Here is a 20,657-nt window from a genome sequence, read left to right as displayed (position 1 = left end):
CCGAACACTATAAAAAAACACACTTTATAATAATGTCTTTTATAAAAAATTATTACCAAATATTGGTTATGATGGTAGTTAGGCCTAAATAAAGGGGAGGCTCTATATTACATATTTGATTTTATGCTATGAAGATTGCTATTATTGGAAGCGGAATATCCGGCTTGACTGCGGCGTATCTGTTACACAAAGATCACGATATTACTGTTTTCGAGGCTAATGATTATATCGGCGGCCATACGCATACTCATGAAATCAAACAAAATGATAAACTCTGGAGTGTAGATTCAGGCTTTATTGTTTATAACGAAAAAACTTATCCAAATTTTATAAGTCTTTTGCAAAAACTAAAAGTTGAGGTTCAAAAAACTTCAATGGGTTTCAGCGTTAAATCGCCATCTAAGAATCTTGAATATTCAGGCGACTCTTTAAATACGATTTTTGCCCAAAGAAAAAACTTATTAAAGCCCTCGTTTTTGATTATGCTCAAAGACGTTCTTCGTTTTAACCGTATTGCAGTTAAAGAGCTTTTAACAGTTGACCAGTCAACAACAATCAGCGATTTTCTTAAGAGACATAACTTTAGTAGTCATTTTATTGAGAACTATATTATTCCAATGGGTGCTGCAATTTGGTCTACAGCTGCTGAAAAAACAACAGAAATGCCTGCAGCTTTTTATATTCGTTTTTTTAAGAATCATGGTTTGCTCCAAGTATTTAATCGTCCTCAATGGTTCGTAATTAAGGGCGGCTCAAAGTCATATGTTAAAAAGATAATTGCAGGCTTTAAAGAAAATATTTTGCTTTCTTCGGCAGTTAAAGGGGTTGTTAGGACTCCTGACGGTGTTATGATTTATCATGATAAAGATAAGGACCCTATAAAATTTGATAAAGTTATTTTTGCTACCCATAGTGACCAGGCCCTGGCTTTGCTGAAAGATCCAAGTGACAATGAGTTATCAATTTTGAGTGCACTGCCCTATCAAAAAAACATAGCAATATTGCATACTGACAACTCTCTAATGCCAAAAATTAAAACAACATGGTCAAGCTGGAATTACTTGTTAAGCAACGATCCAGGCAAGCCAGTTACGCTTACCTATAATATGAATATCTTGCAGTCGCTTGATGCTCAGCCAGACTTCCTGGTAACGCTTAATAGTAGCAGTGAGATTGACCCAACTAAAATAATTAAAAAGATTGAATATCACCACCCCCTCTTTACAGTTGATGGTGTAAAGGCGCAGAAGAGAAAAACAGAGATTAGTGGCGCTAATAATACATTTTATTGCGGCGCATACTGGGGCAATGGCTTTCATGAAGACGGTGTTAATAGTGCTCTTGAGGTTTGCAAAGACTTTGGGGTGTTGTTGTGAGCCTCTCCAAAACGCATCACCTATATTGGGGCACCATCAGCCATCATCGACATACCCCATTTAATCGTTTTTTCAGCTACCCCATTTTTATGGCATATGTTGATATTTCAAGTTTAGCTTCAATAATGAAGACATCTTTACTATGGAACATTAATAAGCCTGCGATTGTCTCATTCAAAAGAAAGGACTATCACGGTGATCCCTCAATAGGGCTTGAAAGCGCAGTAAGAAAAACCCTTTTTGAAAAAACCGGAAAACAATTTAATGGCCCAATAAGACTTCTAACGCATTTAAGATATTTTGGTCATTGTTTTAATCCTGTAAGCTTCTATTATTGTTTCGATGATAAGGATAAAAAAGTGGAGGCTATAATGGCAGAAGTTACAAATACACCATGGAAAGAGAGACACACTTATGTCATACACGAAAAATCAGAAACAGATAAAAAGATGAGCTTTACTGCGACACCAAAAAAACAGTTTCATGTAAGCCCTTTTTGGGGAATGGACCATGATTATGAGTGGTTTTTCTCTAATCCAGAGGAGGGCTTAAACGTAATCATGAAAAACTATAAAGATGGAGAAAAGGTTTTCAATGTTGCGCTCAGCCTCAAAAGAAAAGCCTTTAATAGTAAGGGCTTAATCAAGGCTGTTCTTAGATTCCCTCTTGCAACCCTTGTAGTGGTTTACAGAATACATTGGCAGGCCCTTATGCTTTTGATTAGAAGGGCGCCTTTTTTCACTCACCCAGATAAATTATGACTATAGAAAAACAAAATAAAGATAAGCTCTCTGTTGATAGTTTAGCTAACAGTATTCAAAAAAAACAGAAGGGCTCTCGAATGACTTCTTTTTTTAAAAGCGTATTATTTAGAAAACTAAGGGGCATCAGCAGTGGAGAGCTTACGATTATTGATGGCAACAACAAGCATACTTTTGGGAATTCAAGTTCCAAGCTTAAAGCTGAGCTTGAAGTGTTCTCGCAAGAATTTTATGTGTTTTTGGGCAGTGGAGGAACGAATGGTGCTGCAGAAGCATACACCGCTGGATATTGGGGCTCTAATAATCTTGTAGGCTTAATTCAACTCATCATAAAAAACAAAGATACTATGATGGGCCTAGAGTCGGGAATGGCAAGGCTTGCCAATCCAATAACAAAATTTATTCATAAACAAAGACAAAACACACTTCAAGGCAGCAAGAATAATATCCTGGCGCATTATGATTTGAGTAATGATTTTTATAAGCTATGGCTTGATCCAACAATGACATATTCAAGTGGAGTCTTTTCAAAAAAAGACGCAAGCATGCAAGAGGCTTCAGTAGAGAAACTTGATAGAATTTGCAGAAAACTTAATCTTTCAAGTAAAGACCACGTTTTGGAAATTGGAACAGGTTGGGGTAGTTTTGCAGTTCATGCTGTGAAAAACTATGGGTGTAAAGTCACCACCACGACTATTTCTGACAATCAGTTTCAATACGCTTCTGAGCTCATTTCTAGAGAGGGACTTAAAGATAAGATAACGCTTCTCAGTAAAGACTATCGCGAGCTTGAAGGAACTTTTGACAAGGTGGTCTCAATCGAAATGATTGAGGCTGTTGGGGCAGAATATGTTCCTGGTTTTTTTGAAAAGGCCTCCTCACTTTTGAAAACAAATGGACTAATGGCGCTTCAAGGAATAACTTACAACGATCCTGATTTTGATGCCTACAAAAACTCAGTAGACTTTATAAGGAAATATATATTTCCAGGATCGTGCCTAGTTGCGATGCCACAAATACTTAATGCCATTAAGGAAAAAACGGATATGGTTATGGTGGACTCTGAAGATATAACACAGCACTATGCTAAAACGCTTGAAATTTGGCGAGAAGATTTTCAAAAAGTTTTGCCACAGATTAAAGAGCTTGGGTTTTCGGAGTCATTCACAAGGATATGGAATTTTTACTTGGTCTATTGTGAAGCAGGATTTCTTGAAAACTTAATTGGAGACTTTCAGTTTGTTTTTGCCAAGCCAGACTCAAAAAATATCCAAATTACATACTAACTTATGATTACTTTATTAATACTACTTGCAGAAAAAGGACTATTGCCAGACGCAATAATTAGAATCGGTATCAAGCGTCTTTGCAGGCAACGCTTAGTTGAAGCTTCAAGCTCTAATGAGACACTAATGGAGCAAGAGCATTCTGCCTGGATTGATGTTTTGAAAGAGAGTCCAATTGCACTTGTGCCAGAAAAAGCAAACGAACAGCATTATGAGGTTCCGCCAAGGCTTTTTGAACTAGTGTTGGGAGATAGGTTAAAGTACAGCTCGGGCCTATGGCCTGAGGGTGTCTCTTCGTTAGATGAGTCTGAAGTTGCTATGCTCAAGTTAACAATTCAGAGGGCGGGCTTGGTAGACGGCCAAGATGTTTTAGAGTTGGGCTGTGGATGGGGGTCTTTAACTCTTTACATGGCAGAGTGTTTTCCAAAATCTAAAATTACTGCAGTCAGCAACTCAAATGATCAGAGGCAATTTATTGAGACAAGATGCAAAGAGCGCAATTTAAAAAACGTTGAAATAATTACAGCCGATATGAATGACTTTGAGACGGCAAAGCTATTTGACCGAGTCGTCTCCATTGAAATGTTTGAGCATATGCGCAACTATGAAAAATTGCTAGGAAGGGTGAACGTTTGGCTTAAAAATAATGGGAAGTTGTTTGTACATATTTTCTCCCATCAGAAGATTGCCTATCCATTTGAAGATAATGACGATGCTGATTGGATGGCAAGAGAGTTTTTTAGTGGAGGCCAAATGCCTTCCCATAGGTTATTAATGAGTTTTCCAGGTCAAATGAAAATAGAAAAAGACTGGAGGGTGAGTGGCACTCACTATGAAAAAACCTCTCTCGCCTGGCTTCAAAAGATGGATAAAAATAAAGCTGAAGTTTTAGAGCTCTTTAAGAAAACTTATGGTGAAAGCGACGCCAACTCATGGCTCCAAAGATGGCGTATTTTTTTCATGTCGTGTGAGGTTCTTTTTGGCTTTAACCGCGGTGCTGAATGGGGAGTTTCTCACTATCTTTTTGAGAAGCCACAATGAGTAAAGATTTTGGCGCCATTGCCTTATGCATTCTAACGGCGTATGTTATTGCTATAGCGGCTTCAGTTGAGGGGGTAGTTTTTTATGGGCTTCCTGTAATTCTTTTTTGTGCTGTTGTAAGTTTTGTGACGCATTGGATTATTGCAGTGCCTTCATTAATTACAAGCTCAGAAAAATATTTTGACTTTACGGGAATGATTGCAACACTTCTTGTTGTTTCAGCCTCAATATTTGCGCTCTTGAGTTCTGGAGAAGAAGCCTCAATTCGTGCAGTGGTCGTTGCTACTTTTGTGTCTGTATGGACATTAAGGCTGGGAATATTTCTTTATAAAAGAATAGTGAAAGCTGGAGAAGACAGAAGGTTTAGAGACATTAAAGAGTCACTTCCAAAATTTTTAATGACCTGGACTTTGTCAGCCCTGTGGGTCTTCTTAACTACTGTAAATGCTATAACTATAATCACACTGAACCCACTTGAGCCAGTTGGCGTATTTTTTGTTCTTGGAACAGTGCTTTGGCTTTTAGGCTTTGGTTTTGAAGTGGTTGCTGACAGACAAAAAAAGCACTTCAGTGAACAGCCTGAAAATATAGATAGGTTTATCAGTCATGGCCTTTGGTCTGTTTCTAGACACCCAAACTATTTTGGAGAAATTATCTTGTGGACAGGTATTGCAATCATCTCGTTACCATTTCTATCAAGTTGGCAGTTTGTGACCCTTGTCTCTCCTGTATTTGTGTTTCTTCTTTTGACAAGAATAAGTGGCCTTCCTTTTTTAGAAGAGAAGGCTGAAAAAAAATGGGGAAAAGACAAAGCCTATGTCGAATACAAAAATAAAACACCCATACTGATTCCTTTTTTTGGAAAAAGACACTAACAAATTGATACTATATGGCTCTTGAAACTCCACAATACGAATTAACCTCTGAACATGATGGGTTTGAAGTCCGCTGTTACAGTGAAATGATAATTGCCACGACATCAGTTCGCTCAGATTATAGAGGCTCTACATCGTCTGGTTTTAGAAGAATAGCTAATTATATTTTTGGCGGCAACGATAAGGAAATGAAAATTGCAATGACAGCCCCTGTTATTGCTGACTGTCCTTCAGAGAACTTAGAGGCTTATAATATTTCTTTTGTTATGCCCAGAGAACACTCATTAACGGATCTTCCTAAATCCAATACAGAAAATGTTTCAATTCAAAAAGAAACTTTGGGCGAGGTTGCAGTATATGCTTTTGGGGGTTGGGCGACAGAGTCTAGAAGCAAGAGCTTTCAAAAAAAATTTGCAACGCTTCTCCAGCAGAACAACATTGAAACATACGGTGGCTTTATGGTTGCCCAGTTTAATGCCCCTTATGTAATTTCCATGTTTCGCAAAAACGAGCTAATGGTAAGAATTAATAGATAAATAATTTTTTAGTATCATATTCTTGTCTTTTTCTTCCCAAAAACTAACCATAATTAGATCAGTAAAGTGAATAAAGGCCCATGACTTTTATTGGCATTTATTGCAGACACCATTAATCTCAACGGCCTGAGAATCATTAACTGCAAACTTGTTGCTATTAGGCAATGATAGCTGTTCTGAGAGCTGACAAGACTCTTGTACGGATTTACAGCTAGTGCAGTGAAGTAACACATGGAAATGGTGAGTGTGACTATCATTACAAACTAGATAAGTATTGCTTGAATCCATTTTATGCACAACCCCGATATCAATCCAAAAGTCTAAGACTCTATAAATAGTACTAATGTTAAATGAATAGCCTTTATCATTTAGCAAGTCTCGAAGCTCATATGCAGATAGATTTGTACTTGCAGAGCCTAGCTCGTCAATTATTGACATTCTTTGAGGCGTAGCACTTCTTCCCGACTCTAAGCATTTAGACATTAACTGGGTTTTGCTAATCATGAGCATCCTCAAGGTTATAGATATATTCCTCGTCGTCTTCACTAAAATACAAGGTATCAACCATTGCATCGCTAACAGTATATCCACTATCAGCAATATCAAAGCTTTGTGATCCTACAGATATTCTCCCATAAACGATTATTGGCATGTATAAATCACGAAATTTTGTTGGCTCACTTGAAACATCTACGAGAATTGTTTGGTTTAAGGGGGGCGGGGGTACGTGAATACATTGGCCAGCCTCTGGAACAAGTAAAAACTTACTGACATCAGACCCAACATATTCAACTGGGACCATGAAGCCAGCAAGGACAATATCTACTCCCTCTAAAGATTCTTTAAGCTTTGTCCCGGCTGCTTCTAATTTGGCTTGAAATTCAGGGCTGCTATATGTTTCATAGGTTAAGTCTTCAGGAATAAAATCATAAGCATCTGCTGGCTCAAGGCTCAACCAGTTGTCTTCTATAGTAGTCAGTTGCTCATCAGTTACAACTATGGCAAAAGAGCTTATTGAGAAAAAAAGTAAAGCGGTAATTATTATTTTTTTTGTCATTTAGCTTAATGTTTGATGTAAATTTTTTCTAAAAACCATGATTGCTGGAATCAAGCTGCTTAAGGCTCCAGCTAATAAAATAAAGCTAAAAACTTTAATTTCATCTATGCTAATCCACCTAAAAGAAGGCGAAACGCCCAAAGCTAGGTTTAACTGGGCGGCTGCAAAATAAGTAACAATTGTTACAAGAATAATTGCACCAATAATTGCTATCAGCCCAATTACAAGAGACTCACATATTACCATTATGGCTAAAAATTTTGGTGAGGCCCCATTGGCTCTATAAATTGTCATTTCCTGTTTTCGGTTATCTAAACTAGCAATAATTAAAGTGACCATTGCAATGAGACTGATTGTAATAATAATCCAACTTAAAAGCTGAAATCCTTTATCAACTAGTCTAACAATTGACCAAAGCTCTGACAATGCTATTCCAGGTATTACAGCAGATATCGCCTCTTTTGGATATTCTCTAATGCTCTTGCTGAAGTTAAATAAAGTTATCTTTGACTTGAGGCCCACAAATGCAGCTGTAACAGTTTTTGGTTCTAAAGCATCAGCTGGAAGAGAAGACAAGTCAATATCATCAAGGCTGAATATTTTTTTACCACTCATCCATCCAAGGTGAAGCAGCTCATAGCCTTTAAGATCCAAAAAAATAGCTTGATCAATTGGGGTTCCTGTTTTGTTAAGAACCCCAGTAACCTTGAATGAAAAGTCATCATGCTTGCTACCTATTGACTCAACTGAGCCATGGGTGACTTGAATTTCTGAGCCGACTTTATAGTTAAGTCTTTCAGCAACATCAGATCCTAGGACTGCCTCTGATAATTCAGAAAATGCCACTCCATTCATAAAAGTTAATGATTGGCTATTTCTGTATTTAATGTGCTCAAAGTAATTTGGTTGAGTTGCCACAACCCTAAATCCTCTGTGACTATCTCCTAATGCAATTGGAACTAGCCAGCTTATATCACTTCTCAGCTTGATTTCATTGATAGTCTTTGTTGTGATGTTGTTTGTTGGCCTGCCAAGATGAAAAACAGTATATAAAACTAATTCAAGTGAGCTAGACCTAGGCCCAATAATTGCATCAACTCCTGAAATGCTTTGATTAAAGCCCTCTTCTGTGCCTTGTTGAATTCGTTCTATGCTTAACAGCAGAACCATTGAAGCCATCAAGGATATCGTTACAAGCGATGTTGGAATAATTCTTGAGCGCATAGATTTAAGTAAAAGACTAAGCATAGTGTTTATTAAAATCTATGACAGTGTCAAAGTAAGGTGCAATTGACTCGTCATGACTTACCATGATAATTGCTTGTTTATTTGAATCGAAAGTCTCCATGACTTCGTTTAAAAATTTTTTAGTTGTGTCAGAGTCAAGGGCAGATGTTGGCTCGTCAGCAAGAATTAAATCTGGCTTGCCAATTAAAGCTCTAGCAGCCGCAACTCGTTGCTGCTGTCCAACACTTAAGCGACTTACTGGTATTTTTAATGCTTCTCTTTCAAGCCCCAAGGAGCTAACTAGTCTTACAACTTCTTGGTTTAAGTTGCTAACCTTAGATTTTCTAGATTGAGAGAATCTAATACCCAAAGCGATATTTTCGGAAACACTTAAAAATGGAATTAGGTTTAGCGTTTGAAAAATATAGCCAATGTGATCAGCCCTAAATTGATCTAAAAGCAGAGAGGACATTGTAGAGTAGTTAATGCCATCAAACTTAATATCACCCGCTTGAAGCTTTAAGGCTCCAGCAATCAGGCTGAGCAGGGTAGTCTTGCCACAGCCTGAAAAGCCACTAATCAATAATCGCTGTCCCCTTTTAAGCCCTATGTCTGGAAATACAATTTTTTTACCTTGTTGATAATGGTATTCCAGACCTAGCGTTTCTAGCATCAGATCCTCATTTAAAATATTACTTTATTGACATCTGATTTTAGGCTTTTTGTTATAGCTTTATTATTTATTACTGCCTCGAAGTTTAAAGTTTCTAGTTCGCTAAAGCGATTAAATGCATTAATTGTAATGCTTTTTAATTGGCTTGGCTCATTGCAAGAAAATTCATAGGCTAATTCAACATCTTTGTGGTCTCCTTCTGTTGAAACGCTATGAAGTCCAGACTCAAAAGAAACTAAGTCACAATTAGCGCTTTCAGGAAGTGCAAATAATTGCGAATAATTTTGAAATTCAGCTAATGATTCATCTGATAAGGTTGGCTCGTCATGTTCATCATGCTCGTCATGTTCATCATGCTCATCATGCTCGTCATGCTCGTCATGCTCGTCAAATAATTGGACTATTGGCATTTCATAGGTAATAGCAACTTGGTTTTGACTGATAACCATTGATAAGTTGTTTAGTCCGTGGACATGCGCGTTAGCACGTCTTGCCTCTTCAGCACTTGCGAAGGAAGAAACTAACAGTAAAGATAGAAAGCTAAGTTTAAACATATGAGTCCCTGCTTGATTAAAACAGAATAATATAACGTAAACGCAATAGTATTGCAACAACTTTGTTGTTAATAATTACTCGGCGCTTGCGGATATCGTTGTAAAGCTCGAGAGATATCGAGGCAAGATAAAGTCAATAAAATGCTTTACAGTGTCAGCCTTCTCTTTTAAAAACTCAGCTGAAGATTTATGATTATTCACGGCATTTGATGCTCTATCAAGACTTAATAGCATCTGCCAAGACGCTGTAATTGTGCCAGCCATCATGAGCGTATCAAAGGCAATTTTTCCAACTAGCTCTTTATTATCTGAGTGATTTATAATAATTGTAATAGTGCTGTCAAGGTCATCAATAGATTTTGAAAAGCGTTTTAACTGAGAGACAGAAACTAACTCCGCAATTGCTGGATTTTTAGTACATTCTTTCATCTCTGAAATTAGCTCTCGGGCGCCCAATCCACCATCACTAATAATCTTTCTGCCCATAAGATCCATCGCTTGAATGCCATTTGTCCCCTCATAAATTGGCAAAATTCGTGCATCTCTTAGGATTTGAGCAATACCCGTTTCCTCAACATAGCCCATTCCTCCATGGCACTGGAGACTTAAAGAGGCAACCTCCTGAGCAGTCTCTGTGCACCAGCCCTTAACTATTGGGGTCAATAGTCCAAGCCTCCTTTCGTGTTTTTCTAGGTTCTCGAGTGGAAGCTTGCTTAAAGAGTAGTCTACCTCGGCACAAGCTGCATATGTTAATACACGAGAGCCCTGTGTGATTGACTTCATATTAGCTAACATTCTTTGAACATCTGGATGCCTAATAATAGGGCCAATATCTGTGAAGCCAGGGGCAACGCCTTGAACACGCTCATTGCAAAAACTAAGTGCTTGCTGGTATGCGCGTTCTGAAATTGAAACTCCTTGAAGGCCTACAGTAAGTCTTGCGTTGTTCATCATTGTGAACATGCACTGTATTCCTTTATTCTCTTCACCCACCAGGTAGCCAACTGCCCCATCTATTTCGCCATAGCTCATGACACATGTAGGGCATGCATGAATGCCAATTTTATGTTCAATTGACAATGCCTTTAAGTCGTTTGGCTTTCCAAGAGTGCCATCATCATTAACCAGTATTTTTGGCACTAAAAATAGTGAAATGCCTTTAATTCCATCGGGAGCATTTGGCAGTCGGGCTAAGACCAAATGAATGATATTTTCAGACATATCATGCTCACCCCAGGTGATATAAATTTTTTGACCACGGATTAAATAGTGCTCTCCATTCTGAGTTGCACGCGTTTTAAGTGAGCCAACATCAGTTCCAGCATCACCCTCCGTAAGGTTCATTGTGCCGCTCCATTCTCCAGAGATTAGTTTTGGAAGGTAGCGTTGTTTGAGACCTTCAGTCGCATTGAGTGTGATAGCCTCAACTGCTCCTTGTGTAAGAAGAGGGCATAGGCCCCATGACATATTAGCAGAATGCCACATTTCTTGAACACTTGCAGCAACAACAAACGGGACGCCTTGGCCCCCATATTCAGGAGAGAATTGCAGTGATCCCCAGCCTCCTTCAACAAAGTGTCGGTAGGCCTCCTTAAAGCCGGCTGCAGTTGTGACTTTTCCTGAGTCATCTATCTTTAGGCCTTCTGAGTCACCAGACTTATTGATGGGCTCTATTTCTTCTTTGGCAAGCTTACCAGCAGCATCTAAAACAGTATCAATTATTTCAACTGTTGAGCTATCAAGCCCAGTTTCATTACAAAGCTTTTCAATCTCAACAACCTCTTTTAAAACAAAGCCCATATCTTCAACTGGAGCAGTATAGTTTGACATCACTCTTCTCCTAGTTTTTTAATAGCCGCCCTTAATTCGTGCTTCTGAATTTTGCCTGTTGCAGTTTTTGGAAGCGAGCCAAAAACAACTTTTTTTGGCCTTTTAAATTTAGCCATGTTATCTTTGCAAAAAGCAATTAACTCGTCTTCAGATGCCTCTTCATTGGGCTTAAGCTCGACAAAAGCACAGGGCACTTCTCCCCATTTTTCATCTGACATTGCAACAACTGCAGCCTCTCCAACTGAGGGGTGCTGGTAAAGAACATTTTCGACCTCTACTGAGGAAATATTTTCGCCACCCGAAATGATAATATCTTTTGACCTATCCTTGATTTGGATATAGCCATCATTATGAATTACTGCCAAGTCACCACTATGAAACCAGCCGTTAGCAAACGCCTCCTCTGTGGCTTTAAGATTATTCCAGTAGCCCATCATGCAAGTATTGCAGCGAATCACAATTTCACCAATAGCTTCACCGTTGTGAGGAACGCGCTCACCAGTCTCTTGATCGATTACACTAACATCTTCAGTCATCGGAAACCTAACACCCTGCCTGGAGCTTAGTTTGGCAAGCTCTGCTGGACTTTCATTGAGCCATGATGCCTGAGGAGCTGCTTGAAGAATATGTCCATATGTTTCTGTCAGCCCATAGACATGCATAACGTTAAATCCTAACGACATCATGCTTTCTAAAACTTTCGCGGGAGGCGGGGCGCCAGCAGTCATTACCTTGATTTCTCTTTTAAATGATTTTTTTATCTCTTTAGAGGCGTTGGCAAGCATATTAAGCATTATTGGAGCCCCGCCAAAATGAGTGACTCGGTGCTCATCAAGCAAACTAAATACTTTTTCAGGATCAAAAGACCTGAGGCAAACTATGGTCCCAGCAAGAGCGGCCATTGTCCAGGCATGTCCCCAACCATTGCAATGAAATAATGGAACAGAATATAAGTAAACAGGATGGTTAGGAAGGTTCCAGCCAACAACAGTGCCCATGCTCATTAAATACGAACCACGGTGATGATAAACCACGCCCTTGGGCTTACCTGTTGTTCCAGAGGTGTAGCTAAGTGAGAGCGGGCTCCACTCATCGCTGGGCATTGTCCAGCTATAAAGAGGGTCTCCATTTTTAACAAGAGATTCATAGTCTATTGCTTCACTGGAGACGTCCGGCTGTGAGCTGGCAAAAGAATCATCTATTACAACTATCTTTGGACTAACTGAGGCTATAGCTAGTGCCTCTGAGGCAACACTATAAAGCTCTCTATCAACAAAGAGCATTTTTGCATTGCTATCATCAAAAATATAAGCGATAGTTGGAGCGTCAAGCCTGATATTTATCGTGTTTAGAATTGCGCCCGCCATAGGAATTGAAAAATGTGACTCAAACATTTCTGGTGTATTGAATGCGAGCACTGAAACGGTGTCTCCTGGCATGACACCATGACCATTTAGACTGGAGGCAATTCGAACACACCTCTCTCTAGATTCTCTCCAGGTATAAGACCTATTTTCATAGAGAACAGACTGATGCTCTCCGTAGATATCTGCAGTTCTATGTAAAAAAGAGATAGGAGTAAGGGGTACAAAATTAGCAGGATTTTTATTCATAGCCTTAACTGTTAATTTCTTAGAGTAACGCCATTATCTAGCATGGACACAATTCTTGCTTGAGTTTCTTGAGTTTGCGCAAGAGTGATAAAAGAAGAGCGCTCAGCATCTAAAATTTCCTGTTCAGAAAAAACAGTGCCTGCTGGGCAGTCACCTCCAGACATTATTCGGCCAATCTCGGTTCCAACAGTGACATCATGCGGTGTAAGCATTCCTTTTTTGTTGTTAACCTCAAGCCATTCTAGCATTTCTTTGAAGTGCTCAGCGCCTGATAAGGCAAGTGGGCTCCTTTGGCTAGCTTTTTTTGTGTCGTCAAGTTTTGAAAGGGCAATATTTAAAATTCGATCACGATTCATCTGAAATACATCATCAGCCCTTCGCATAGCTAATGCATCAGCCTCTTGAGGCGAGTTAGCTTTTCTACCCAGGCCTATATTCATAAATGATTTCCAAGCCCCTTTTTGGGTATCGTTTAATTTTTCAGTCCATCGATAAAGCATTTCTTTACACCCACCTCCTGCTGGCACAACTCCAACAAAAGACTCAACTAGGCCCATCACAGAGTTGGCGTGGCTTACTACATGGTCAGCATGCAACACAACTTCAAATCCACCTCCGATAGACATACCCACTGGCGCAGCAATAACAGGAAGTTTCGAGTCTCTCATTTGAAGCATTGTATTTTGAAAATAGGTAAGAAAGGCATCAAGCCCATCGAAATCATTTTTTTCAAAGCATTCTCTAACACTCCAAAGGCTAACACCACAAGAAAAATGCTGAAAGTCATTGTGTACTATTACACCTCTAAGTCCTTTTTTCTCTGAGTAAGTAACTGCTTCAGAAATCATATCTAAGCTTTGACTGTCAAGTGCATTTGCTTTTGAATGAAACTCGACTATGGCCGCACCCTCATATTCAAACCAACTAGCAGACTCATTAACATTGATGGGCACTAGTGTTTGTCTTGCTTCAGAGAACCTAAGAACACCTTTTGGCCTAACAATTGGGCTAAGCTTTCCAGATGGAGATAGAACACTTAAGACTGAATTGGTAGTATTATAAAACTTATTGTTTAAGCTACTTAAAAGGAAGTCAGGTACATCTTTGCCGCTTTTTTTAAGCCTGTTGACCAAGTAATCGATACCTATCTCATCAATAAGTTCAAATGGCCCTTTAACCCAGTTATAGCCAAGCTTCATAGCATCATCAATTTGGGCAAGATCTTCAGTAACTTCTGGCACTAATGAGGCTGCATAGCATAAAGTCTCAGAGAGAACCTCCCAAATGAAGAGGCCGTATTTACTTTCATCGCTGATAATTGCAGTTACACCAACTTTTTCCGCCTTTTCCAACAAAGGTGTTTTCAGTCTCTCATGATCAACATAGTCTCCACGTAAAAAGTCGATAACCTTTTTTTCATCTCCAGCCTGCTTATAAAAACCCTGTTCATTTTTATTCCCAGTTTGGCCATTAGCAATCATGTTAGAGACGAACTCTATTGGCGATGCGTATTTATGAAAAGCATCGTTTTCGGGCAAGATATTTTCCAGGCTTTTTGCAACATCAGCCATAAGGTCGATGCCAATCAAGTCATAAAGTCCAAATACTCCAGTTTTGGGTAAACCAAGGGGCCTTCCAAAAAAAGCATCCGCTTCTATTGGGGAGAGATTATATTTAAATGCCTTATGAAGGGCGCACTGAATTGCAAAAACACCAACTCGATTTGCAAGAAAGCCAGGCGTATCGAGACAAGGGACAACCCCCTTTCCAAGCATCGTTTCACAAAATACATCAAGTGTGTCCATAACGTCTTGTCTAGTTTGCTCACCTCGAACTAGTTCTAGAAGTCTCATGAAGCGAACTGGATTAAAAAAATGAGTAATTGCAAAACGCTCACAAAAGCTTTTTGGCATGCCTTCAGTCAGAAGACTAATCGGAATAGTAGAGGTATTAGAAGTGATTATAGTAGAGTCTTTACAGCTTTCATTAAGCTGCCGGTAGAGCGCTTGTTTTATATCAAGCCTTTCTACAACAGCTTCAGCAATCCAGTCACAATTTTTGAGTTCATCAAAATGATCTCTGGTGTTTCCAAGATTAATAAGCTGTTCGGCCTCTTTGCTCATAATCCCTGGCATATCTGGGTCTTTGAGCCTTTGAAGGCCTCTCTCCGCCAAGCTGTTAACATTATCGCTATCAGAAGGAAGATCAAGAAGCCACACTTCTATGCCAGCGTTTGCTACTTGGCCAGCAATGCCAGCCCCCATTGTTCCGGCGCCAATGACGCCAACTTTTTTAATTTTATTCATGAGCTTGTTTTTAAAATGAATGTTTTAATAGCATCTAAAGTACTCTTTGGCGACTCTATAGGGAGCATATGTCCAGCACCAGAAATGGTTGTTGTCTTTGCACCCAGCAGCTCTGCTAACTCTAGTCCAAATTTGTAAGGAGTATTTTTATCTTCAGTTGCCAGAATTACATTTGAGGGCACTTTAATTGCTTTTGCACAGTTAGCTCCATTTTTGTAGTTATTGCAAGCCAAGAGGTCTTCAGCTAATGGATTCTTTGACATGATTTGTCGTCCAATACCTATCGGCTGCATTCCAGGAATGGCACTACTGCCTGAATGAGATAGAGATCCAAAGCCCCATTTCAAAAGCATCTCAGCAGCTTCTTCAGTATTTTTTTTGGCAGTTTCGACTAGAGACTCGTTAACAGGAATTGCAGAGGCGCTAGCAACTGCTGTTAGGGATTTTATCTTTTCTCCCAGTAACGTTGCAGCTTCTAAAGCAACAAGAAAGCCCTGAGAGTGACCTACAAGATGTACAGATTCTGCACCAGAATGCTTGATAGCTTTCACAAGCCATTTGCCCATGCTCTCTATTGACTTTAGGGGCTCTCCTTCTGACAGGCTGTGACCTGGAAAGTCAGGCGCAAATACTGAGTAACCATGAAAGGCAAACCATCTCGACTGAAGAGCCCATGATCTATGATCTAGCCCACTTCCATGAACAAAAACCACTGTCGGTTTTTTTGGGTCAAAAGCACATCCTCCAGTTGCTGCAAATATATTTACTCCCTCAACAACAATGTTCATTATGAAGTTGCCTTTTCTACTGCCTTAAGGCCGATTTTAAAATCATTAATAATATCTGAAACAGACTCTATTCCAACTGAAACTCGAATTAAGTCAGGACTAGTGCCTGAAGCCTTCATCGCTTCATCATCAAGGCGAGAGTGAGTTGTGCTAGCTGGATGCAAAACCAAAGTTCTAGAATCACCAACATTTGCTAAATTTGAAGATAATTTAAGAGCATTAATGAATGCTGCGCCACCCTCTCTTCCTCCTTTAACACCGAAGCATAGCATTGATCCAGCACCATTAGGGAAAAGTGCTTTTGCAATTTCATAGGTAGGATTTTCGGGCAAGTCAGGATGATTAACCCACATAACTGCGGATTGCTCAAGAAGCCATTTTGCAAGTTTTAGCGCATTTTTTACATGTTGATTCATTCGCAGACTAAGGGTTTCAATTCCTTGGAGAAGTAAGAACGCACTATGAGGACTCATTGCAGGGCCAAAGTCACGCATAGACTCAGCTCTAATTTTCATTGAAAGAGCTGACGGTCCAAACTCCTCCCAGAAGTTTATTCCATGAAATGGCTCGTATGGAGTAGTGAGGACAGGGTGTTTCTTAGAGGAGCCCCAGTCAAAAGCTCCGCCATCAACAATGACTCCTCCAACGGCAACACCATGACCTCCCATCCACTTAGTCACAGAGTGAACTACAACATCAACGCCATGATCAAAAGGTTTACAAAGGATAGGCGTTGAAAAAGTTGCATCAACTATGAGCGGCAAGCTATTTTGATGAGCTATTTTTGAAATTTTTGGAAGATCTGAAACCTCAAGCCCAGGGTTGCCAATCGATTCACAAAAAATAAGTTTTGTATTTTCTTGAATGGCAGATTTAAGAGCTTTTTCATCATTAATAGAAACAAAAGTGCAATCAATGTTAAACCGTTTAAGTGTGTGTTTAAGAAGGGTCGCTGTTGACCCATAAATTTGTGAGGCGCTTACAATATGATCACCAGCTGAACATAAGCTTACAAATGTTACAAACAGGGCGCTCATTCCAGAAGCCGTACAGATTGCTCCAACGCCCCCTTCAAGTGCAGCAATTCTCTGTTCTAAAACAGCCACTGTTGGATTAGTCATACGGCTATATATGTGACCACCTTTTTCTATGTTAAAGAGTGCAGCGGCATCATCTACAGTTTCGAAGACATAAGATGTTGTTTGGTAAACCGGGACGGCGCGACTACCAAACGAAGGGTCTGGTTGATACCCAGTGTGAAGCGAAATAGTTTCAGGCCCAAAAAAGGAAGACTTACCCATAAGCAATAGTTTTAGAAAACAAACCAATATTTTCTCACAACTAATTGTAGAGTTGTTTTGAAATTACGCGAATTTACTTTCGAAAATTGAAAGCTTTAAGCGAATAAAAAGCTACTTTGCTAAAGCCAGCTCTGAGCGCATTTTATCAATTGTCGCTTTGTAGTTTTCAGTATTAAAAATAGCAGACCCTGCAACAAATGTATCAGCACCGGCAGAGGCTATTTCTTTAATGTTGTCAATCTTAACTCCGCCATCAATCTCAAGCCTTGTTGCCAGGCCATGAGAGTCAATTAGTTTTCTGACAGCTTTTAATTTTTCTAGAGTATGAGGGATAAAAGATTGTCCTCCAAAGCCTGGATTAACGGACATTAGCAGCACCATATCGAGTTGTTCAATTGTATGCTCTAGATAGTGAAGAGGTGTGGCTGGATTAAAAACTAGTCCAGCTTTACAGCCGCTTTCTTTAATCAGGCCAATCGTACGGTCAACATGATCTGAAGCTTCAGGATGAAAGGTGATATACGAGGCGCCGGCACTAGCAAAGTCAGGGATGATTCTGTCCACAGGTTTGACCATGAGATGGACGTCAATTGGTGCAGTTACACCATGGCTTCTTAACGCTTCACAAACTAAAGGGCCAATTGTTAGATTGGGTACATAATGATTGTCCATCACATCAAAATGCACTATATCAGCACCCGCAACTAAAACGTTATCAACCTCTTCGCCGAGTTTGGCAAAATCTGCAGAGAGAATTGAAGGCGCAATAAAATTGTCTTGTTTCATGATTATCTCCGTTACTCAATTAAAAGGTTTTGGCCAGACATCTCAGCGGGTTGTTTAATGTCCATGAGGGCTAAAAGTGTTGGTGCCAAGTCTGCAAGTGTACCAAGATGTGGCCCCAGTAGTGAGGCTTTCTTTTTTCCAATATAAATTAATGGCACTGGATTTGTGGTGTGAGCAGTATGGCTCTTCTGAGTATTAGAGTCAACCATCTGCTCTGCATTTCCATGGTCAGCAGTGATCAAAATCTCAGTAGCATTCTCTGAGGCCACTTTGTATATTTTGCCGAGACAATTGTCAACCGCTTCTACAGCTTTAATAGCAGCATCTAGATTACCAGTATGGCCAACCATATCAGTATTGGCAAAGTTACATACAATTAGCTTATATTTGTTTTCTTCTAGCGCAGAAATAAGATTATCAGTAAGCTCATATGCGCTCATTTCTGGCTGAAGGTCATATGTTTTGACATTGGGCGATTGAATGAGCCTTCTATCTTCTCCAGGCAGGATTTCTTCCTCGCCACCATTAAAGAAAAAAGTAACATGAGCATATTTTTCTGTTTCAGCAATCCTTAGTTGATTGAAGCCAGAGCTAGAGACACAGTCACCAAGGGTATTTTTAACTGAAATTGGCGGATAAGCACACTCTAGATTAAGGTCTTTTTTATATTCTGTTAGACAAATAAAATTGCACTTCACAAAATGTTTTCGGATAAACTCATCAAATGCTCTAGAGGTAAGAGCAAGCGTTATTTCTCTTGCTCTGTCTGCTCGGTAATTCATAAAGATTACAAGGTCATCTTGATTGATTTTAACGGCCTCACCAATTGATGTTGGAGCTATAAACTCATCATTTTCACCTAATTTATATGCCTGTTGAATGGCCTCTATTGCGCTCTGTGAGGAGCGCTCAGCCTTCTCTCCAGAAATTAAATCATAAGCCTGAGCAACCCTCTCCCATCTGTTATCTCTATCCATTGCATAAAAGCGGCCAACTACTGAGACGATTCTTCCAACATTTGTTTCTGAAATTTTAGATTCTAGTTGTTCGATATATTTTGAGGCGCTGTTTGGCGGGGTATCACGACCATCGGTAAAGACATGAAAATAAACTTGGTTACAGTTTTTTTGTTTGGCAAGCTCAAGTGCTGCAAAAATATGATTTTGATGAGAGTGAACGCCGCCATCCGATAATAAGCCAAGAATGTGGACAGCTTTATTGTTTTGAGACGCCAGTTCTAGAGCTTTACAAAGAGTTTTATTGTTAAAAAATTCACCAGAGTCGATGTCATTGTCAATTCTAGTAAAGTCTTGTTCAATAATTCTTCCAGATCCTATTGTTAGGTGACCTACTTCAGAGTTTCCCATTTGACCTATAGGCAGGCCAACGCTTTCTCCGGAAGTTCCAATAAGTGTATTAGGATAGTTTTTTATAAAGAGATCCCAGTTTGGCGTTTTTGCTAGAGCAATAGCATTATTTGCAGAATTACTTGAATAGCCCCATCCGTCAAGAATTAGAAGTAATTTTGTATTTTTCATTTGTGAGGACACTTAAACATTAAATAAGAAGTGAACAATATCTCCATCTTTAACAACATATTCTTTTCCTTCAGAGCGTAACTTGCCAGCGTCTTTAGCTCCTTTTTCGCCCTGATTTTCTATAAAGTCATTGTAAGAGATTGTTTCAGCGCGAATAAAGCCCTTTTCAAAGTCTCCATGTATTTTACCTGCGGCCGCTGGCGCAGAATCTCCAATATTAATTGTCCAGGCCCTAACTTCTTTGGGCCCAGCTGTAAAATATGTGTGCAGTCCAAGGAGCTTATAGCCCGCTTTGATTAAGCGATCGAGTCCAGACTCAGTCTGTCCCATTTCGTCTAAAAAACCTTGTTTGTCTTCCTCTTCAAGTTCTGCAATTTCAGCCTCAATATCTGCACACACCGATACAACTTGGCCTCTCTCTTTGGACGCATAATTAGTCAAAGCTGTTAGATGTGCATTATTTTCAAATCCATCCTCATTGACATTAGCAACATACAGGACGGGTTTGGACGTGAGAAGCTGAAGTCCTTTTGCAAGCTTGTCTTCATCTTCATTGAGATCTAGTGATCTAACAGCTAAACCCTCTTCAAGTATTGGCAGAATTTTTTCAAGCAGGTTTTTTAAAGGTAAGCCTTCTTTTTGACCAGCTTTGGTATTTTTTATAGCCTTTTGGTAAGCTTTTTCAACGCTAAAAAGGTCTGCTAAAGCAAGCTCTGTATTAATCGTTTCTATGTCATCAAGAGGGTTAACTTTGCCTGAAACATGGATAATATCATCATTTTCAAAACATCTTACAACATGAAGAATGGCATCTGTCTCACGAATATTTGAGAGAAATTGGTTCCCCAAGCCTTCTCCTTTTGATGCGCCTTCAACAAGTCCAGCTATGTCAACAAATTCCATGGTTGTTGGCAGGATCTTTTCAGGACTTACAATGTTTGCAAGGCTTTGTAATCGGGAGTCATTTACTGGAACGATTCCAATATTGGGCTCAATTGTACAAAAAGGATAGTTTTCTGAGTCTATTCCAGCTTTAGTCAGGGCATTAAATAGCGTCGACTTTCCAACATTTGGCAATCCAACAATGCCACATTTAAAACCCATTATCT

General features: G+C 39.5%; 19 protein-coding genes. 6 read left to right on the top strand and 13 right to left on the bottom strand.

The genetic code is table 11. The features are described 5' to 3' along the window. Positions 1-128 precede the first annotated feature (128 nt). Genes AC5YGB_RS08890 through AC5YGB_RS08865 form a run of 6 tightly spaced genes read left to right on the top strand, consistent with a single transcriptional unit; the run spans position 129 to position 5,875 of the window. Positions 129-1,376: an oleate hydratase gene (locus AC5YGB_RS08890; RefSeq protein WP_496137306.1), complete on the top strand. Its 1,248-nt coding sequence runs from the start codon at positions 129-131 to the stop codon at positions 1,374-1,376. After that, a complete protein-coding gene (locus AC5YGB_RS08885) occupies positions 1,373-2,137 on the top strand; it encodes a DUF1365 domain-containing protein (protein WP_496137305.1) in 765 nt (254 codons plus the stop codon). Before AC5YGB_RS08890 ends, AC5YGB_RS08885 begins: the two co-directional genes overlap by 4 nt. After that, the gene (locus AC5YGB_RS08880; protein WP_496137304.1) at positions 2,134-3,423 is read left to right on the top strand and encodes a class I SAM-dependent methyltransferase; all 1,290 of its coding nucleotides are present in this window, start codon (positions 2,134-2,136) and stop codon (positions 3,421-3,423) included. The genes AC5YGB_RS08885 and AC5YGB_RS08880 overlap by 4 nt, the downstream gene beginning before the upstream one ends. A 3-nt stretch (positions 3,424-3,426) precedes the next feature. Continuing rightward, a complete protein-coding gene (locus tag AC5YGB_RS08875; protein WP_496137303.1) occupies positions 3,427-4,464 on the top strand; it encodes a class I SAM-dependent methyltransferase in 1,038 nt (345 codons plus the stop codon). Beyond that, positions 4,461-5,339 carry a DUF1295 domain-containing protein gene (locus AC5YGB_RS08870; RefSeq protein ID WP_496137302.1) on the top strand — a complete coding sequence of 293 codons (879 nt, stop codon included), beginning with the start codon at positions 4,461-4,463 and terminating at the stop codon, positions 5,337-5,339. Before AC5YGB_RS08875 ends, AC5YGB_RS08870 begins: the two co-directional genes overlap by 4 nt. Positions 5,340-5,353: 14 nt before the next feature. Continuing rightward, the gene (locus AC5YGB_RS08865) at positions 5,354-5,875 is read left to right on the top strand and encodes a heme-binding protein (protein WP_496137301.1); all 522 of its coding nucleotides are present in this window, start codon (positions 5,354-5,356) and stop codon (positions 5,873-5,875) included. A gap of 87 nt (positions 5,876-5,962) precedes the next feature. Here the strand turns inward: AC5YGB_RS08865 and AC5YGB_RS08860 are convergent, their stop codons facing one another. From AC5YGB_RS08860 to ychF, 13 genes are all read right to left on the bottom strand, one after another. Beyond that, a complete protein-coding gene (locus AC5YGB_RS08860; RefSeq protein WP_496137300.1) occupies positions 5,963-6,379 on the bottom strand; it encodes a transcriptional repressor in 417 nt (138 codons plus the stop codon). Next, complete coding sequence (locus AC5YGB_RS08855; protein ID WP_496137299.1) at positions 6,372-6,932, bottom strand: DUF3299 domain-containing protein; 561 nt, start codon at positions 6,930-6,932, stop codon at positions 6,372-6,374. The genes AC5YGB_RS08860 and AC5YGB_RS08855 overlap by 8 nt, the downstream gene beginning before the upstream one ends. Next, positions 6,933-8,180, bottom strand: a complete 1,248-nt coding sequence (locus AC5YGB_RS08850) for an FtsX-like permease family protein (protein WP_020023719.1) — start codon at positions 8,178-8,180, stop codon at positions 6,933-6,935. Further along, positions 8,173-8,832, bottom strand: coding sequence for an ATP-binding cassette domain-containing protein (locus AC5YGB_RS08845; RefSeq protein ID WP_496137298.1), 660 nt, complete (start codon positions 8,830-8,832; stop codon positions 8,173-8,175). The genes AC5YGB_RS08850 and AC5YGB_RS08845 overlap by 8 nt, the downstream gene beginning before the upstream one ends. A gap of 11 nt (positions 8,833-8,843) precedes the next feature. Further along, positions 8,844-9,386, bottom strand: a complete 543-nt coding sequence (locus AC5YGB_RS08840; RefSeq protein WP_496137297.1) for a ZrgA family zinc uptake protein — start codon at positions 9,384-9,386, stop codon at positions 8,844-8,846. Positions 9,387-9,461: 75 nt separating this feature from the next. Then, positions 9,462-11,216 (bottom strand): acyl-CoA dehydrogenase family protein, encoded by a 1,755-nt coding sequence (locus tag AC5YGB_RS08835; protein ID WP_496137296.1) that lies wholly within the window; start codon positions 11,214-11,216, stop codon positions 9,462-9,464. Further along, on the bottom strand, positions 11,216-12,829 hold the full coding sequence (locus AC5YGB_RS08830) for a long-chain-fatty-acid--CoA ligase (RefSeq protein ID WP_496137295.1): 1,614 nt from the start codon (positions 12,827-12,829) through the stop codon (positions 11,216-11,218). The genes AC5YGB_RS08835 and AC5YGB_RS08830 overlap by 1 nt, the downstream gene beginning before the upstream one ends. 11 nt (positions 12,830-12,840) lie before the next feature. Beyond that, complete coding sequence (locus AC5YGB_RS08825; protein ID WP_271802819.1) at positions 12,841-15,135, bottom strand: 3-hydroxyacyl-CoA dehydrogenase/enoyl-CoA hydratase family protein; 2,295 nt, start codon at positions 15,133-15,135, stop codon at positions 12,841-12,843. Further along, positions 15,132-15,923 carry an alpha/beta fold hydrolase gene (locus AC5YGB_RS08820; RefSeq protein ID WP_020023713.1) on the bottom strand — a complete coding sequence of 264 codons (792 nt, stop codon included), beginning with the start codon at positions 15,921-15,923 and terminating at the stop codon, positions 15,132-15,134. The genes AC5YGB_RS08825 and AC5YGB_RS08820 overlap by 4 nt, the downstream gene beginning before the upstream one ends. Continuing rightward, positions 15,923-17,224 carry an O-acetylhomoserine aminocarboxypropyltransferase/cysteine synthase family protein gene (locus AC5YGB_RS08815; RefSeq protein WP_020023712.1) on the bottom strand — a complete coding sequence of 434 codons (1,302 nt, stop codon included), beginning with the start codon at positions 17,222-17,224 and terminating at the stop codon, positions 15,923-15,925. Before AC5YGB_RS08815 ends, AC5YGB_RS08820 begins: the two co-directional genes overlap by 1 nt. Before the next feature lie 111 nt (positions 17,225-17,335). Next, complete coding sequence (rpe, locus tag AC5YGB_RS08810; protein WP_496137294.1) at positions 17,336-18,010, bottom strand: ribulose-phosphate 3-epimerase; 675 nt, start codon at positions 18,008-18,010, stop codon at positions 17,336-17,338. An 11-nt stretch (positions 18,011-18,021) separates the two neighbouring features. Then, positions 18,022-19,548 carry a 2,3-bisphosphoglycerate-independent phosphoglycerate mutase gene (gene gpmI / locus AC5YGB_RS08805; RefSeq protein ID WP_496137293.1) on the bottom strand — a complete coding sequence of 509 codons (1,527 nt, stop codon included), beginning with the start codon at positions 19,546-19,548 and terminating at the stop codon, positions 18,022-18,024. A gap of 12 nt (positions 19,549-19,560) precedes the next feature. Next, entirely contained in the window at positions 19,561-20,652 is a 1,092-nt protein-coding gene (gene ychF, locus AC5YGB_RS08800) for a redox-regulated ATPase YchF (RefSeq protein ID WP_496137292.1), read from the bottom strand. Positions 20,653-20,657: the final 5 nt, after the last annotated feature.

This window comes from Candidatus Pseudothioglobus sp. uisw_142, from assembly GCF_059512465.1.
The sequence above is the reverse complement of the archived record's forward strand: the minus strand, read 5'-3'. Positions and strand labels throughout refer to the sequence as shown.

Bases quoted from the DNA above. Each gene is read 5' to 3' on its own strand.
- AC5YGB_RS08890 (WP_496137306.1), top strand. From the start codon at position 129: ATGAAGATTGCTATTATTGGAAGCGGAATATCCGGCTTGACTGCGGCG.
- AC5YGB_RS08880 (WP_496137304.1), top strand. From the start codon at position 2,134: ATGACTATAGAAAAACAAAATAAAGATAAGCTCTCTGTTGATAGTTTA.
- AC5YGB_RS08875 (WP_496137303.1), top strand. From the start codon at position 3,427: ATGATTACTTTATTAATACTACTTGCAGAAAAAGGACTATTGCCAGAC.
- AC5YGB_RS08870 (WP_496137302.1), top strand. From the start codon at position 4,461: ATGAGTAAAGATTTTGGCGCCATTGCCTTATGCATTCTAACGGCGTAT.
- AC5YGB_RS08865 (WP_496137301.1), top strand. From the start codon at position 5,354: ATGGCTCTTGAAACTCCACAATACGAATTAACCTCTGAACATGATGGG.
- AC5YGB_RS08860 (WP_496137300.1), bottom strand. From the start codon at position 6,379: ATGATTAGCAAAACCCAGTTAATGTCTAAATGCTTAGAGTCGGGAAGA.
- AC5YGB_RS08855 (WP_496137299.1), bottom strand. From the start codon at position 6,932: ATGACAAAAAAAATAATAATTACCGCTTTACTTTTTTTCTCAATAAGC.
- AC5YGB_RS08850 (WP_020023719.1), bottom strand. From the start codon at position 8,180: ATGCTTAGTCTTTTACTTAAATCTATGCGCTCAAGAATTATTCCAACA.
- AC5YGB_RS08845 (WP_496137298.1), bottom strand. From the start codon at position 8,832: ATGCTAGAAACGCTAGGTCTGGAATACCATTATCAACAAGGTAAAAAA.
- AC5YGB_RS08840 (WP_496137297.1), bottom strand. From the start codon at position 9,386: ATGTTTAAACTTAGCTTTCTATCTTTACTGTTAGTTTCTTCCTTCGCA.
- AC5YGB_RS08835 (WP_496137296.1), bottom strand. From the start codon at position 11,216: ATGTCAAACTATACTGCTCCAGTTGAAGATATGGGCTTTGTTTTAAAA.
- AC5YGB_RS08830 (WP_496137295.1), bottom strand. From the start codon at position 12,829: ATGAATAAAAATCCTGCTAATTTTGTACCCCTTACTCCTATCTCTTTT.
- AC5YGB_RS08825 (WP_271802819.1), bottom strand. From the start codon at position 15,135: ATGAATAAAATTAAAAAAGTTGGCGTCATTGGCGCCGGAACAATGGGG.
- AC5YGB_RS08820 (WP_020023713.1), bottom strand. From the start codon at position 15,923: ATGAACATTGTTGTTGAGGGAGTAAATATATTTGCAGCAACTGGAGGA.
- AC5YGB_RS08815 (WP_020023712.1), bottom strand. From the start codon at position 17,224: ATGGGTAAGTCTTCCTTTTTTGGGCCTGAAACTATTTCGCTTCACACT.
- rpe (WP_496137294.1), bottom strand. From the start codon at position 18,010: ATGAAACAAGACAATTTTATTGCGCCTTCAATTCTCTCTGCAGATTTT.
- gpmI (WP_496137293.1), bottom strand. From the start codon at position 19,548: ATGAAAAATACAAAATTACTTCTAATTCTTGACGGATGGGGCTATTCA.
- ychF (WP_496137292.1), bottom strand. From the start codon at position 20,652: ATGGGTTTTAAATGTGGCATTGTTGGATTGCCAAATGTTGGAAAGTCG.